The organism is Agrobacterium sp. 22-226-1, from assembly GCF_053522345.1.
Map to the genome: position 1 here is coordinate 18,345 of NZ_JBNWCP010000012.1, position 13,912 is coordinate 32,256.

Here is a 13,912-nt window from a genome sequence, read left to right on the forward strand (position 1 = left end):
CGGGGCCTTTGGCGCACATCAGTTCGTGCGCTTGCGTTCGATGTGGTCGCTGACCATGCCGGCAATGCCCTTTGCAATGCCCTCTTCGGCGCAACCCGGCTTCAGCCGCGAACCCAGAACCTGGAACGTCTGATGTTCGAACGACTGGTCGTCCGGAATATAGCCGGAATTGGCGCGACCGTTCGCCAGGGTGATCAACACGGTTTTCGACAGGGGCGACATCTGTTTCGCGCGTTGGCCGATACGGCTATAGATCTCGGCGTTGACGGTCGAGAGCGCGATATCACCGATGTCAACGGCCCCTAGCCGGATGTCGACGTCCTTGCCGTCTTCGTATTGACCGGCCGCACCCTCGCGCACTTTGTCGAGTCGCGTCCGGCCAGGGCAGGTCAGCGTGGTCTGCGCCGCCCAGATTTCCGGCGATGCCATCCATCCATCCGTATGAGACATAACGCGGATGACTTCCTCGCCGAGAATCACACCGAGGGCCTGCATATAGTCGGCAAGCTGGTGCGCTCTTTTCGGATCGAGGGGGCCGTCCACCACCTGCTTGTTGCGCAACGGCGCCTCGACATCCTCGCGGCTCATCTCGTAGCCGGAGATCGGTACTCCGGTTTTTGACGCGAGCGTGTTGGTGCCAGTCCTCAGCCAGCGCGGGTTCTGATCACCGGATGCTCCCTGGGTGAATATCGCCACGACATCATCGCTGAAATTGCGCTCGATATAGCGGCTCGTGGCGGCGGCGAAATCTCCGCTGACAAAACCCGAGAGATAGCCGTTCACAGGATGCATCGCATAGTTGACATAGGTCGCGATCGGCTCGCCACTCGGCTTGATGACGGAAAGGACGCTTACGGTCTTGTCGGAATAGGCATTGAAATTCGCTGCCTGCGTCCACAGATGCGTCCGCGGATTGATCGCGTCGCGGTTGACGTTGAGATAGGCTTCTCCGGTGGAATAGCCGACCTTTGCCGGTTGCAATGCGGAAACGGCCTTTTTCACCGCATCGACCGCAACATTCGACACGAAATCGCTGCCGTAGCGCGGCTGGCCAGGCGCCGTGGTCGCATTGGCCGGCCAGTCGCTATGGGTATGGGTGGATGACAGGACAACGTTCTGAGGCGGAATGCCGAGGGTTTCGCCGACGCGCTTGCTGGCCTCGGCCCAGACTTCCTCGTTTATGCCGCCGAGATCAGCACCGATGAGCGCCATCTTCGTCTTGCCGTTGTCGATGACGATCACCCGAAGATAAAGCTTCTCGTGATCGTATTCGTTCATCGCCGGGTAAGCCGGGCTCGCTGGTGGTGTGATCTCGATGCGCGCAGCCCCAGCACGGAGCGTTCCCGTTGCACTCTGCGCCGCGGCAGGGGCCGCCGCCAGGGCAGACACGCTCGACGCGATTGCGAGGCTAATAACTGTCTTTTTCATGCTTTCCTCCAATGGAATAAATGAAAAGAAATACAGGCGCCTGTTCTTGTGGCGCGCCGGCTGGACATCCCGTGACATTGCGTAAAGGCCAGCCGCTCTTCCGGCGACGGCACCGCCGGAAGTTTGTCACTCATCAGGAATGGAACGAGATGCGGGCTACAACACGCCGGCGGCCTTGAGCAGCGGCAGGTCGTGATTGAACCGGACTTCGCTCTTGTTGTCGAAGATCATCGTCGCACCCTTGTCGGCGGCATAAGCCGGCCATTTAGGCAGGCCAGGATGGTTCGGATTGCCGGATTTCGCGAAATTGATCCATGCCTCGCTCATCTTGTCCTGCAAGGCAGCAGCCTCTGGCCCGCCGCCTGTGGCCTGCGAGACAAGTTCGGCATTGGCAAAGACATAGGGAATTTCCGAGCAATGCCAGGCGCCGCCGATTCCGCCCATGGCAGGCGATTCACGCGTGAAGACGTAGGAATAGACCGGTGCGCCGCCCTGCTTGGCCTTCATCTGAATGTTCTTCAGCGTGCCGGTGCGGCCGGTCAGATCGACGAAGGCGGCATCCGCCAGCTTCTTTTCAGGATAGGCCTCCAGAAAAGCCTTGCCGATAGCATTCGCCTTGTCGCCGAAGCGTTGCTTCAGTTTGGCGTCGGTCTTTTCAGCGTTCCATTCGTTCTTGTTGTCGGCATAAAGGATCGCCGGGTTGACACGGGTGACGGTCTCTTGCTCGTTGAGCACGGTACCTATCAGCAGCGGGATATGCTTGGCCTGATCCACCCAGCCATCACCTACCGGATCGCGCGGCAGATATGCGCCATCGACAACCGGTGCCCAGCGCGGGTTTTCGATGCCTTCTTTCTTGGCATCCTCCAGTGCCTTCGTACCGGCCTCGACAAGTTGCTCGACGGGCACCGTCTTGAGGTGGTCGACCTGAGAGGTTTCGATACCGAGATTCTTCAAGGTGAGTTCCGCAACGCGGCGTGCCGACCTCTGGCTGGTGACCGGCGAGGTCGTCGCGCCGCTCTGAACGATCGCCTTGCCGAACAGGCCTTTTGCCGCCGGGAGCCCCATCAGCGTGCGCACCTTGCTGCCGCCGCCCGACTGACCGAAGATCGTCACATTGCCCGGATCGCCGCCGAACGCTTCGGCATTGTCCTTGACCCACTGCAGCGCCGTGACGAGGTCGGCGATGCTGGCATTGCCCGATTCCTTGTATTCCGGCCCATAGGCGGAAAGATCCAAGAATCCGAGCGCGTTCAGGCGATGGTTGAGGGTGATCACCACCACATCGCCCTTGCGCGACAGGTTTTCGCCGTCATAGGAGACCTGCTCGATCGAAGAGCCGTTGGTGTAGCCGCCACCATGCAGCCAGACCATCACAGGCCGCTTCTTGCCGTCCTTCAGGCCGGGCGTCCAGACATTCAGGAACAGGCAATTCTCGCTGGTCGGCAGGTAGCGATGCGGATTGAACAACTCGTCGCCCGCGACCGACTTCATCGTCGGGATCGGGCATGTTTCGCCGAACGCCAACGCAGGCCGCACGCCCTCCCAGGGCGCGACCGGTTTCGGCGGCACGAACCGCTCGGCGGTCGCATATTGAACGCCGAGATAGCTATAGACGCCGTTGCGTTCGGCCCCGACGATCTCGCCAGCCTTGGTATCGACAACGGCCGCCTTGGCGCCTGACACGTAACCGTCGGCATAAACCGTCGAGGCAGTACTCACACCTGCGAGAAGAATTACCGAGGCCATGGCCAGGTGGCGCGGCGTTTTGTCGATGGCAAAATAAAGGCCTTTGGATATTAACGATGGTTGGTAACGCATCTGCTATTCCTCCAATTCATGATGACGTTCGGGAGCGAGAAATCGTCGAGGCTGACGGTATCCTCACACAACCGCGTGCAGCTTCCTCCAAAGCCGCACGATGCCCTCCCGTCCAGAGGACCTGCGTAAAGTCGAACATAATCGATTTAAGTCAATCCTTGCGGGCGGCATAACTGATAGAGCAAAATGCAATATAAAAGCAGAGCAAGCGATTTGAGATGCTCAGCGAGCGCTTCGCACAATTCCGTCCGCAATATCCAGATGCGTTGTGCGTTTCGTCGCCGAGCGGCTTCAAGCAGCACCGGTCCGTCCGGCATTACCAGTGCTTGATGAGATGTGATTCACGTTCTCCGAGAAGGAGGCCGTGATGGGTGATTTGTTCTGCTGAGCGAGCGCCAGATTGCGCGAATATCGCCGCATTTCCCGCTTTCGCATGGTATTGCGCGGGTCGATGACCGGCGCGTGGTAAGCGGCATCGTCTATGTGATCAGGAACGGGCTGCAGTGGAAGAAAGCGCCGGCTGACTACGGTCCGCACAAGACGCTCTATAACCGCTTCATCCGCTGGAGCCGCCTCGGTGTTTTCGACCGTATCTTTGCGGGGCTTGCGGGCAAAAGGCCGAAACCCGAGCGCATCATGATCGACGCGACGCATCTGAAGGCCCACCGCACGGCAGCGAGCCTGTTTAAAAAGGGGATGTTCCACGTCGTATCGGGCGAACCAAGGGCGGGCTGAACTCGAAGCTCCACACCGTTTGCGACGGTGACGGACGGCCAATCATCCTGCTCCTGTCGGAAGGCCAGATGAGCGACCACAGGGGCGCTCGTCTCGCGCTCGACGCGTTGCCTCCCGCCGATCATCTGATTGCCGATCGAGGATACGACAGCACTTGGTTCCGCGAGGAACTCGGAGCCAGAGGCATAGAGCCGTGCATCCCGTCCAGCCGGAGCCGCAAAGTTCCATTCGCCTACGACAAGGTCCTCTACGTCAGCGCCACAAGGTCGAGAACCTCATCGGGCGGTTCGGGATACGGGCAATATTCCGTCGGTTCCGATCAATTGACCCGCTTTCAAGCTTGATGGAGGCCGTTACAACCGGCCCGTACCGCGTCTAACGCTCACGTCTCCACCGCGCCATTTGAGAAAGCGGATCTGGCCGACGATTGGTTCTACTTGATATTCCAACTGCGGGGGTGCAGACCATATTGACCGCGAAGATTGCCAAGTCAACGACGGTGACGATTGTCAGGATCGTAGTGCGACGATAGGTTTTATAGTGAATTCATCTTGTAATCACTGACACCTTCACCGGCACCATGAGCTGATAGCCGCCGTTGCGGATTGTCTTGAAGAGCGGTCCGGTTTTGCTTTCGCCTAGCTTGCGACGCAGTCTGCTCACCAGGACGTCAATCGAGCGGTCCATATGATCACGAGAGCGTCCCTGCGTAAGTTCAAGAAGCTGGTCGCGTGACAGGGGCCGACCGGGCCGCTCAAGAAATACCCTGAGAAGCTCGAACTCGGCACGGGTGAGATCGACGGTGTCGCCATTTTCGCGTGACACGTGGCGCTGCTCGGGATCGGCTTCCAGTCCGGCGAAACTGTAGATCCTCGCTTCAGCATCGGGCGGATCGTTTTGACCCGAGCGCCGTAATGCGCTCTTGATGCGGGCAACCAGTTCCTTGGGGTTGAAGGGTTTGCCGAGATAGTCGTCTGCATCGATCTCCAAACCGACGATGCGATCGACGTCTTCCTTCAGCGCCGTCAACAGGATGACGGGTATGGGGGAGCGGCGATCACGCAACCCACGGCAAATGTCCAGACCCGAGCCATCTCGCAACATGGCATCGAGAACCAGAAGATTTGGATTGGCAACCTGCATGTGATGTTCGAATTCGCGCTTGTTCGATGCGACGGAGGCACGAAACCCCTGTCCGCTGAGATAACGCGCAAGCAGGGAGCGAATTTCAAGGTCGTCATCGACGATTAATATATGAGCCTGACTGTTCATCTCCGATGCCCTCTTGCATGGCGGAATTATAGAGATCACACCCGCGCGAAGCTGAGAATTTTGTAAAAAATCTTTTCTGCTTTAGAGTTAGCAACCTTTCTTTGCAAATTTTGCGGGCTGGGAAACCTTCCCAAATATGCGGACCAATTCGGGATACGCTCGCTGCTTATGGTCATCAACCGTGAACACTGACATTGGAAGGAAGACGTCATGAGAGGCTCCCTCATGGTTACGGGGCTCCTGTCGGCAGCTTTGGTGATATTGATAAGCGCGCCCTCCCATACGCAAGATCTCAGCGGCGGAACTTCGGAAGAAAGGGAATTGAGGATCCCAATCGTTGCGGGCAATCCAGGCAAGCCGAAGAAGGACGGATCGGCCGCCACCGGAATGTTGCGTCTTCCCATGCCAGGAGGCGGTGACGGTCCTGGCTTGCCTCCGCCCTGGATCCACGGTGAATATCCATTTGCCCAGCCAATCCGACCGCACGAGGATACTGGTCTGCCACCAATCGGCGCGGGGCCTGGTGGCGATTGGCCCGGTGATCCCGCACTTAGTTTTGCAGCGCAATTGTCGGCGTTAGAACTGTATGTCGGTATCGGCGCCGCGCAGATCGATGCTTGGCGCGCCTATACATCCGCATTTATCGCCTTCTTGGAGCCCCCGGCTGTGCCTTGGGTGATCATCGGGCCTCCTTCGCCTCCAGCTACCGGTCGGCCAGCAATGCCGGCTGAAGATCAAAGGGCAGTACCGCTTTTTGCCGAAATCCTCGCCGACGGTGCCATCGTACGTGCGAAGAAGGCCAGGTCCTTGAAGCAGGCGATCGACATCTTGCAAAAGACGCTCCGACCCGAACAGCTCGACAAGCTCGCTAAAGCCGACCACCCTTTTGGTCCGCTTCATCTTTTTGCGCCGCCGCTCCCCCCGGAAATTCTTCCGAGTCCGGGCGGCGACGCCCTGCCTCTGCCTCTGCCGCTGAGGTGAGACACCACCCCCCCATGTCAGCTCCCAGGACGAATGGCGATGAGGCCGGAAACGGCTGTAACTTGGGGTACCCAAAAAACTTCATTGTCGCCCCGGTCCCAACCGTATCAGACAGCCTCTTCTGAGAGCGGCGCTTCCCTCAATTCGAAGACGTGCCGGTCGCAGCGGATTGGGCGCGCAGCCACCGGCGGTTCAGAACGGGCCAGCCACGGAAAACGACGACTGAAATGGTAAACACGAAGATTTTGAAACGAATAGCTTGGTTCGCCCCGTCCCTTCTTTTGCTTCACGGCGTTGCCGGCGGCACAGTCTCGGGCGGAGCAGTCGATTGGTTGGTCCTAGGACCGTTGATGCAGCTGGCGTCCGAGAGGATGCCCGGGGCGAGCGGCGAGGTTGATATCCCCTCGGTTACGGCGGAGGATGAGCCCGCGCCGCATTATAGCGCCAATTCCGTTAGGGAGGGTTTTGAGGACTGGGCGGTCGAATGCAAGATTATCGAAGCGGCCCGAAGATGTTCGATGGGGCAATATCATGAAGATAAGAAAACGGGCAGAACGATCATCGCGATAGCGATTTTCCCGCCTGCAGACGGATTAACGCGTGTTCTGGTACTGATGCCGTTTGGTCTTTCGCTGTCGCAGGGAATTCGGCTGAAAATGGATGGTCAACCAGCTGCTCAGATCGCACCCTTTGCGACTTGCGTCGCGGATGGTTGCCTCGTTCCAATGGTCTTTTCAGGGGATAGCATCGATGCTCTGAAACACGCCGGGACCCTAGCGATCGCTGCCACGGTTCACGGCACGTCAACAGAGCAGATGTTCGAGATTTCGTTAAAGGGATTCGCAGCTGCTTACGGGCGGCTAATCAGTTTGAAATGAGAGCCCGTGACGACGTGGTTGGTCGTAAGCAGGAACTGCAGGTCATGCCTGCGCGGCGGGAGTGAGAGGAGCCGAAGAGCGGTGTCCTTCACCACGAGAGCGTTCTTTTGCTCCACGGCACTCAATGCACTAGGCCCTGTTCGTCAGGCGACCTCGAAGCAATTTCATCCCGAGTCACCCTCGCGGGGCAGGATAGGGGCTCCAACGAGCAGCAACGACGGCTTCGTCAGTCCAGCCGAATGGTCTATTTTAAAGGAGGTCATCGTGCCGAAAACGATAATTAATCAAGGCCCCCTACTTGGTTGCGTCCGTCTTTCCGTTATCGGGACAATGGTTGCGACACTTGTCGGGTGCGTCGTCGGGCCTGACTATCAGACGCCGAAAACGGTCCATCTCGCCTCATGGGCCAGTGCAAAAAAGGCCGAACGGGCCAAGCCGCCGGAGCTGACTCAATGGTGGCGAAAGTTGAACGACCCGCTCCTCGACGATCTCATAGCGCAAGCCATCGAGAAGAATTTGGATGTGGCAAGCGCCAAAGCCCGGGTGAGGGAAGCAAGAGCTGCATATCGCCAGCAGACGGGGGCGCTCCTCCCCACACTTGACGGTTCGGCTTCGACAACACGGAGCAAATCCAAGTCGTCCGACGAAAACACGATCTCCACCGAATATCAGATCGGCTTTGACGCGAACTGGGAAATCGATCTGTTCGGCGCAAACCGCCGCGCCGCCGAAGCCGCGCGCTATTCGGCGGAAGCAGCGGACGAAGATTTGCGCGATGCCTATGTCACGCTAATCGGCGACGTTGCCTCATACTATATCCAGGCACGCGAATATCAGGCTCTGATCACCTTGGCCGGACGTACGGCCCGATCGCAGCGCGAAACCGCCTCTCTCACGCGCAAGCAGCAGGAAGCTGGCGATGCAACGAGTGTGGATACTGCTACGGCTGATGCTCAGGCTGCCTCCACGGAAGCCGATATCCCATCCTATCGGATTTCCTATCAGCATTCCGTCCATCGGCTGAGCGTTCTTCTCGGCAACACACCTTCGGCGCTACAGCAACTCATGGATAAACCCGTCCAGATTCCTTCTCCGACATATCCGGTAAACGTCGGCATTCCGGCCGACGTACTGCATTCGCGTCCGGATGTGCGATCGGCGGAAAGACAGTTGGCGCAGTACACGGCAAAGATCGGTCAGGCTGAAGCCGCTAGATATCCCACCATCAGCCTGACGGGCGACATCGCGTCATCGGCAGCAAGCATTTCCGATCTCGCCCAGAAGTCGTCGATCAGTTGGTCGTTCGGACCGACTATTTCGATCCCTCTTTTCAAGGGCGGGCAATTGAAGGCCGCCGTCGACGTGGCAAAGGCACAAAGAGACCAGTATTTCGTTGCCTATCAATCTGCCGTCCTCTCAGCCATGGAAGATGTCGAGAATGCCATCGTCGCTCTCAACCAGTCGCAGCAGCGCCGGGCAAAGCTGTCGGCGTCGGTCGCTGCCTATCGGCAGGCGGTGCAATTGGCGCATGCACTCAACAAGGCCGGGATGGAGGATCTTCTGGATGTATTGGAATCGGAACGCGATCTGTACTCCACCGAAGAAGACCTCATCGAGAGTAAAGCGAATATAGCAACCTATTATGTCTCCCTCCACAAGGCCTTGGGTGGCGGATGGGAAGGGAATGCCCGCGTCGAAAAACCCGCAGTTGTGGATACGGATACAGGACCCAGGATCGCCAGCAGGTGAGCTCAGTCATTGCGGTTTCGCCGATCAGATAGCGCCACATGGGCCGTGGCAGGCGGCCGCCCCCAGTCGCATTCGGCTCTCGATGGCGTAATTCAAACGTGCCGAAAGACGGTTGAGCGTCCGAGCAGTTGCTCCAACTTCGCCTGGGCCGTCTCCGGGAGTGTGCACATACTCAGTCCGATCCGACATGTCCGATCGAACTATCGACAAGCCGCAGGGGTTTTAGGAGGCCGCAGAGATCGAAATGATCGTGCTGCTGACGATGATCAAGACAATCCAGTCGGCAAGGACCATCCGGGCGCCGGTCTGTGATTGGTTGGCGGAAGAGGTCAGGGAGGGGCATGCTTTTGGTGGCAATGGTCCTTTTGGGCTTGAGAAATTTTCCACCGGTCGGGTGGAAAGCAGCGAACTCATTGTTCTTCGTACCACTCTGTCCGGCCCGAATTGCTGGCCCATCCTAAAGGCAACAACTCCCCGCACGGTATGTTCTATTATCGAGGGACGTATCTATTAAGCCTTTGGGGGTGAACTGCACCCCCTTTCGACCGGACAATCGGCATAAGCAGAAAGGCTCAAGCACGGGCTTGAGGACAGGCTTATGTCTAACGAGTATCGACATGTTGAATTGCTGACGGGTGATATCCGCCGGAGGCGGTGAACAACCGAGCAGAAGCTGACAATCATTGAGCAGAGTTTCGAACCAGGCGAGACGGTATCTTCGACCGCTCGCCGCCATGGCGTTGCGCCCAATCTGCTTTACCGGTGGCGCAGGCTCTTAAGTGAGGGAGGTGCCGCCGCCGTGGATTCAGACGAGCCGGTTGTCGGCAATTCGGAAGTGAAGAAGCTTGAAGACCGCGTCCGCGAGCTGGAGCGGATGCTGGGCCGCAATGGAGGTCGAGATACTCCGCGAAGCCCTTTCGAAAGCAGACTCAAAAAAACGGATATCGCGGCCGATCTTGTTGCCGAAGGACGGTTCCCGATGAAAGCCGTCGCAGACACGCTTGGGGGTGTGCCGTTCCAACCTCGTGGAGCGGTTGAAAGGCAGATCAAAGCCGCGCGGGCCCTATCGGAAGGCCGAGGATGCAGAGCTTCTGCCCGCCATTCGCAGGTTGGTGGATCAGAGGCCAACCTATGGCTATCGGCGGATCGCCGCGCTCCTCAATCGCGAAAGGCGAGCCGCCGATAAGCCTGTCGTCAACGCCAAACGGGTTCACCGCATCATGGGCAACCACGCCATGTTGCTGGAGAAGCATACGGCCGTTCGCAAGGGCCGCATCCATGACGGCTCCGCAAATCCGAATGAATTATAACTACTTGAAACACTCAACTATTTTAGAAAGGACACTTGGGCTCGTGGATGAGTTCCAAGCCTGCCGAGCGTCGATAGTTGGTGAGGCGATGGCTCAGAACGTGCCGCGGACGCCGATGCCAAACATGCGCGGTTCGGTCATGCTGGCCTCGATACCACCAATGCCGCGGTTCTGCTGCATATAGGTGGGCGCGCGCTCGTCGAAGACGTTCTTGACGTAAGCGTAGAACTCAAGCTCCTCCTGGAACTTGTAGCTCGCCCGCACGTCCGCGATCGTATAGGGATCGATCGCATAGGTGGCCGTATTGGCCGTATCGGAATAATAACCGTCGATATGGCGCACCTGTCCAGAAACGGTGAACTTGTCGGTCACATCCCAGCTTGCGCCGATACTAAACATGTAGCCCGGCGATTTTGCGAATTCATTGCCGGCATAGCTGGTGTTGCTGGCGATCTCGTCGATTTCGGTCTTCAGCAGACCGGCGCTGGCCTTCAGCGTCAGATTGTCGAGAACCTGATAATCGGCGCCAACTTCCAGACCATAGGCGTGAGCCTTCTGTGCATTGATCGTATAGGACTGGGTAACACCCGAAGAGATGACGACCGGAATGTTAAATTGGGCATTCGTATAGTCCATGTAGAACAGGTTGCTGTTAAGCACCAGCCGGTCATCCAGCAGACTCGCGCGGGTGAACAACTCATAGTTCCAGATCTTTTCCTCCTCGAAGGTCATCCATTTGCCCGAGGAGATATTGAGTGACACCCCGCCCGGATTGTACCCGCGGCTGATCATGCCACCGACAGTCCAGTCGTCGTTCACCGCATAGGCAAGCGTCGCCTTGGGTAGCAGTTCGGAGAATGTTTCGTCAAAATCCACGGCCTGAGCCGAATAGACGGAACGGCCGGTACGCTGAATTCGGTCCTGCTGGTAGCGCAGCCCGCCGGTCAGCGTCCATTGGTCGGTTAGGCGATAACTCAACTCGCTGAAGATACCTAAGTTATCTTTGGTGTCGTCGAACGTCGAAAGACTATTGTTATATCGCCCCGTAAGCCGAAGAAGCTCGTCAGCCTGAGTATGAGCGTAATAAATACCCGCAACACCGCTCAGCACGTCTTCCTGATCACCGAAGGTCACGCGTGTTTCGTGGGAAGTGTTCGTCTGGTCGATATCCGCATCGCCGTTATTCACGACGCCAACCCGGCGTCTGGCATCGGAAGCCGAGAACTGCGTCTGGTTGAACAGTTTCACGCCGTTCTCGAAATCGTAATTGATGTCGAGAATACCGGTGTGGGTGTTCTGGCTCCAGCTTGGCATGGTGGTGGTGACGTGATTGAGATCCTCGAAAGGACGCGACGCCGCTTCCTGGCTCGGCCGGTTGGCGGCATTATAGGAATAGGTCAGTTTGGTCGTCAGCCCGGGAATCTCCGGCGGTTCCCACAGAAGCTTGAAGCGACCGTTGAACTCCTTGAAGTCCTGATCCGTTCCCTCATGGGCGAATGCGGAATTGATGTAATCGATGAAGGTGTCGCGGCCGGAATAATCAACCGCCAGACGCGCCGCCAGCTGATCCTCGACAAGCGGGCCCGAAAGCGCAAATGAAGCCCGCTTCTGGTGGTAATTCCCGATTTCCGCCTGATAGGAGGCTTCCGGCGTGAATGTCGGATCCTTCGTGTTGACGATGATCGCGCCGGCTATGGCGTTGGCACCCTGCGAGGTGGTCTGTGGGCCACGGAAAACTTCGATGCTTTCGACATCCCAGATGGAGGTGGCACCATAGATGAATTCGTTATAACCGAGATAATGGCCGTCTACATTGATCGTGGCGCGTGGCACGGTGCCGGCAAAAAATGCCGTCGCGCCCGTATTCGGACCTTGCGTATCCAGACCGCGAATGATCGGGGCGCTGACATTGTCGGTGTAAACGACGTTCGGAATATCCTTGATCGCTTCCGATACGGTCGGGTCGCCGGTCTTTTCCTTCTTGATTTTATCCCCGGATATGACCGAAACGGACGACGCCGTGTTCTTCATGTCACGCGCCACTTTTTCACCGGTCACGACAATCGGCTTCAAGACGGTGGTGCCCGCCGCATCAGCCTGCTGATCCTGACCGAGAACCGGCGTCACAAACATTGTCGCCAGCGTCAGAGCGCTGACCCCGCTCATCAAACGACCGTTAGAACTAAACCCCATCACACACCCCTAATAAACATGAGTATTAAAGTCATATTCAAGTAACGGAAGCGTTATCCGTTTCGCAATAGAGAATGCGTTCTGTATTGCGGACAAAAAGGCTTCCGTAACGGGATGTGCCATATTTACAACAAAGTTTACCGACCGCCGCTTGCGCACCCGCAGCGTTTCGAAAGGGAACAGCATAGTTCCGTCCGCAGAAATCGATTCCGATTTCCGGCCCGATGCGTTAGGCATGCTCAACAAAACGGGGGAACGCGCTTGAACGCCACGGATGACGATTCGGACAATCTGCCGGAAAACGAGGGCGAAAAACGCTCGGCCCTCATTCAGTCGGTGTCGATCGCGGCGCGTTTCCTCAATCTTCTCGCCAGATCGGACAGGGCGCTGGCACTTGGCGAACTGGCCAAACGCGCCGGCACCGGCCGTTCCACCGCGCATCGCTACATGCAAAGCCTCGTGCGGGAGGGGCTGGTGATACAGGACCCCGCAAGCGGCAGTTACGATCTCGGACCCGCGGCGCTCGGAATAGGCATCAGCGCGCTCAGGCGAATCAATCCGGTCGAAACCGCCGGCCGCCAGATGAATGCGCTTGCCTCCGAGATCGGCGCCAGCTGCGGCGTGGCGATCTGGACCGAACGCGGCCCGACCGTGGTGCGGTGGGCGAGAAGCGCCAGCTTTTCCATCAGCACCGTGGCGCTCGGCGATGTTCTGCCGCTGGACAACAGCGCCTGCGGGCTGGTTTTTCAGGCCTACCTGCCGCCGGACAGGATAACCGCCGTGCGCAGGCTGCAACCGGCCGCCTTTCGCGGCTCCCGTCCCGATGCCGGCATTCTGGAAACCATCCGCGAAGCGGGTGGCGCGGAACTCAATGAACATCTGTTCTCCGCCCTAACGGGCAAGGCGGCGCCGGTTTTCGACGCCCAGGGCGAACTCTGTTGTGTCGTCACCACCGTATCCTTCGTGGCCACCGCCGAGACCGAACGGCATTTTTCCCGACTGATCGAAGCAGCTAGACAGGCGACGGCCGAATCCGGCGGCGCATAAGCCTATTCGGCCAGATGCTCCGCAAAGGTGCAGCACGAGGATAGCTTGGACTAGTGTGAGTACCGGATCCGCCACACCAGCGACGGTCGGCTTCCGATTAATAACTTCTTCCTAGAACGCTATCAGGCCGTTTTGTACCCGACGGAAGGGAAGCTTCGCCGCAGCTGGCAAGTACTCTTTGGGCGGATCTGCAGTTGCCCAGCCGTGCCCTTGCCCCCTTTATCAAGGGAGTCTGACCCCGCCCCCAAGTTTTATCCGGTTTTTGAGTTCGCTCGCGCGGTTATTGAGGTGCTCCCCGATTTAGGGCCAGCGGGAGCTGGAATTTTCCGGGGTTAAGGCTCAGTTCGGCGGAGGTGCCGATGAGCCGTTCATGAGCGAAATCGGCACCTTGTTACCGATAGCGCTGTGTGGCGGGAACTCATCATAGTCTCTACGCCAATCCTCACGGCACGATTTTGGAACAGCGAGGTTGACGGGGGTCGATTCTCTCAAGATCTT

The 13,912-nt window shown here is 58.0% G+C and carries 9 protein-coding genes and 3 pseudogenes; 7 read left to right on the forward strand and 5 right to left on the reverse strand.

Features of this window, described 5'->3' with window-relative positions; all coding sequences use genetic code 11:
• Window positions 1-18 precede the first annotated feature (18 nt).
• Entirely contained in the window at window positions 19-1,428 is a 1,410-nt protein-coding gene (locus ACQZ5K_RS19210; protein WP_448741144.1) for a neutral/alkaline non-lysosomal ceramidase N-terminal domain-containing protein, read from the reverse strand.
• A gap of 156 nt (window positions 1,429-1,584) precedes the next feature.
• The gene (locus ACQZ5K_RS19215; protein ID WP_149622368.1) at window positions 1,585-3,249 is read right to left on the reverse strand and encodes a carboxylesterase/lipase family protein; all 1,665 of its coding nucleotides are present in this window, start codon (window positions 3,247-3,249) and stop codon (window positions 1,585-1,587) included.
• Window positions 3,250-3,630: 381 nt separating this feature from the next.
• Between ACQZ5K_RS19215 and ACQZ5K_RS19220 the strand changes: the two are divergent.
• Window positions 3,631-4,270 (forward strand): annotated as a pseudogene (locus tag ACQZ5K_RS19220) (IS5 family transposase); the annotation flags it as partial.
• Between the two features lie 260 nt (window positions 4,271-4,530).
• Here the strand turns inward: ACQZ5K_RS19220 and ACQZ5K_RS19225 are convergent.
• On the reverse strand, window positions 4,531-5,256 hold the full coding sequence (locus ACQZ5K_RS19225) for a response regulator (protein WP_149622370.1): 726 nt from the start codon (window positions 5,254-5,256) through the stop codon (window positions 4,531-4,533).
• A gap of 225 nt (window positions 5,257-5,481) precedes the next feature.
• On the opposite strand from ACQZ5K_RS19225, the gene ACQZ5K_RS19230 reads away from it, so the two are divergent.
• The 5 genes and pseudogenes from ACQZ5K_RS19230 to ACQZ5K_RS19250 all read left to right on the forward strand — a co-directional run.
• Window positions 5,482-6,237 carry a hypothetical protein gene (locus tag ACQZ5K_RS19230; protein ID WP_153315393.1) on the forward strand — a complete coding sequence of 252 codons (756 nt, stop codon included), beginning with the start codon at window positions 5,482-5,484 and terminating at the stop codon, window positions 6,235-6,237.
• 227 nt (window positions 6,238-6,464) lie between these two features.
• The gene (locus tag ACQZ5K_RS19235) at window positions 6,465-7,115 is read left to right on the forward strand and encodes an invasion associated locus B family protein (protein ID WP_149622372.1); all 651 of its coding nucleotides are present in this window, start codon (window positions 6,465-6,467) and stop codon (window positions 7,113-7,115) included.
• 264 nt (window positions 7,116-7,379) lie between these two features.
• Window positions 7,380-8,864, forward strand: a complete 1,485-nt coding sequence (locus tag ACQZ5K_RS19240) for an efflux transporter outer membrane subunit (protein WP_336509900.1) — start codon at window positions 7,380-7,382, stop codon at window positions 8,862-8,864.
• A gap of 244 nt (window positions 8,865-9,108) precedes the next feature.
• Window positions 9,109-9,378 (forward strand): hypothetical protein, encoded by a 270-nt coding sequence (locus ACQZ5K_RS19245; protein WP_149622373.1) that lies wholly within the window; start codon window positions 9,109-9,111, stop codon window positions 9,376-9,378.
• An 84-nt stretch (window positions 9,379-9,462) separates the two neighbouring features.
• Window positions 9,463-10,150: pseudogene (locus ACQZ5K_RS19250) on the forward strand (transposase); the annotation flags it as partial.
• Between the two features lie 117 nt (window positions 10,151-10,267).
• Here ACQZ5K_RS19250 and ACQZ5K_RS19255 read toward each other — a convergent pair.
• Window positions 10,268-12,367 carry a TonB-dependent receptor gene (locus ACQZ5K_RS19255; protein ID WP_448741145.1) on the reverse strand — a complete coding sequence of 700 codons (2,100 nt, stop codon included), beginning with the start codon at window positions 12,365-12,367 and terminating at the stop codon, window positions 10,268-10,270.
• A 261-nt stretch (window positions 12,368-12,628) separates the two neighbouring features.
• Between ACQZ5K_RS19255 and ACQZ5K_RS19260 the strand changes: the two genes are divergently transcribed.
• Entirely contained in the window at window positions 12,629-13,414 is a 786-nt protein-coding gene (locus ACQZ5K_RS19260; RefSeq protein ID WP_448741146.1) for an IclR family transcriptional regulator, read from the forward strand.
• Window positions 13,415-13,753: 339 nt separating this feature from the next.
• Here ACQZ5K_RS19260 and ACQZ5K_RS19265 read toward each other — a convergent pair.
• Window positions 13,754-13,888 (reverse strand): annotated as a pseudogene (locus ACQZ5K_RS19265) (IS3 family transposase); the annotation flags it as partial.
• Window positions 13,889-13,912 lie beyond the last annotated feature (24 nt).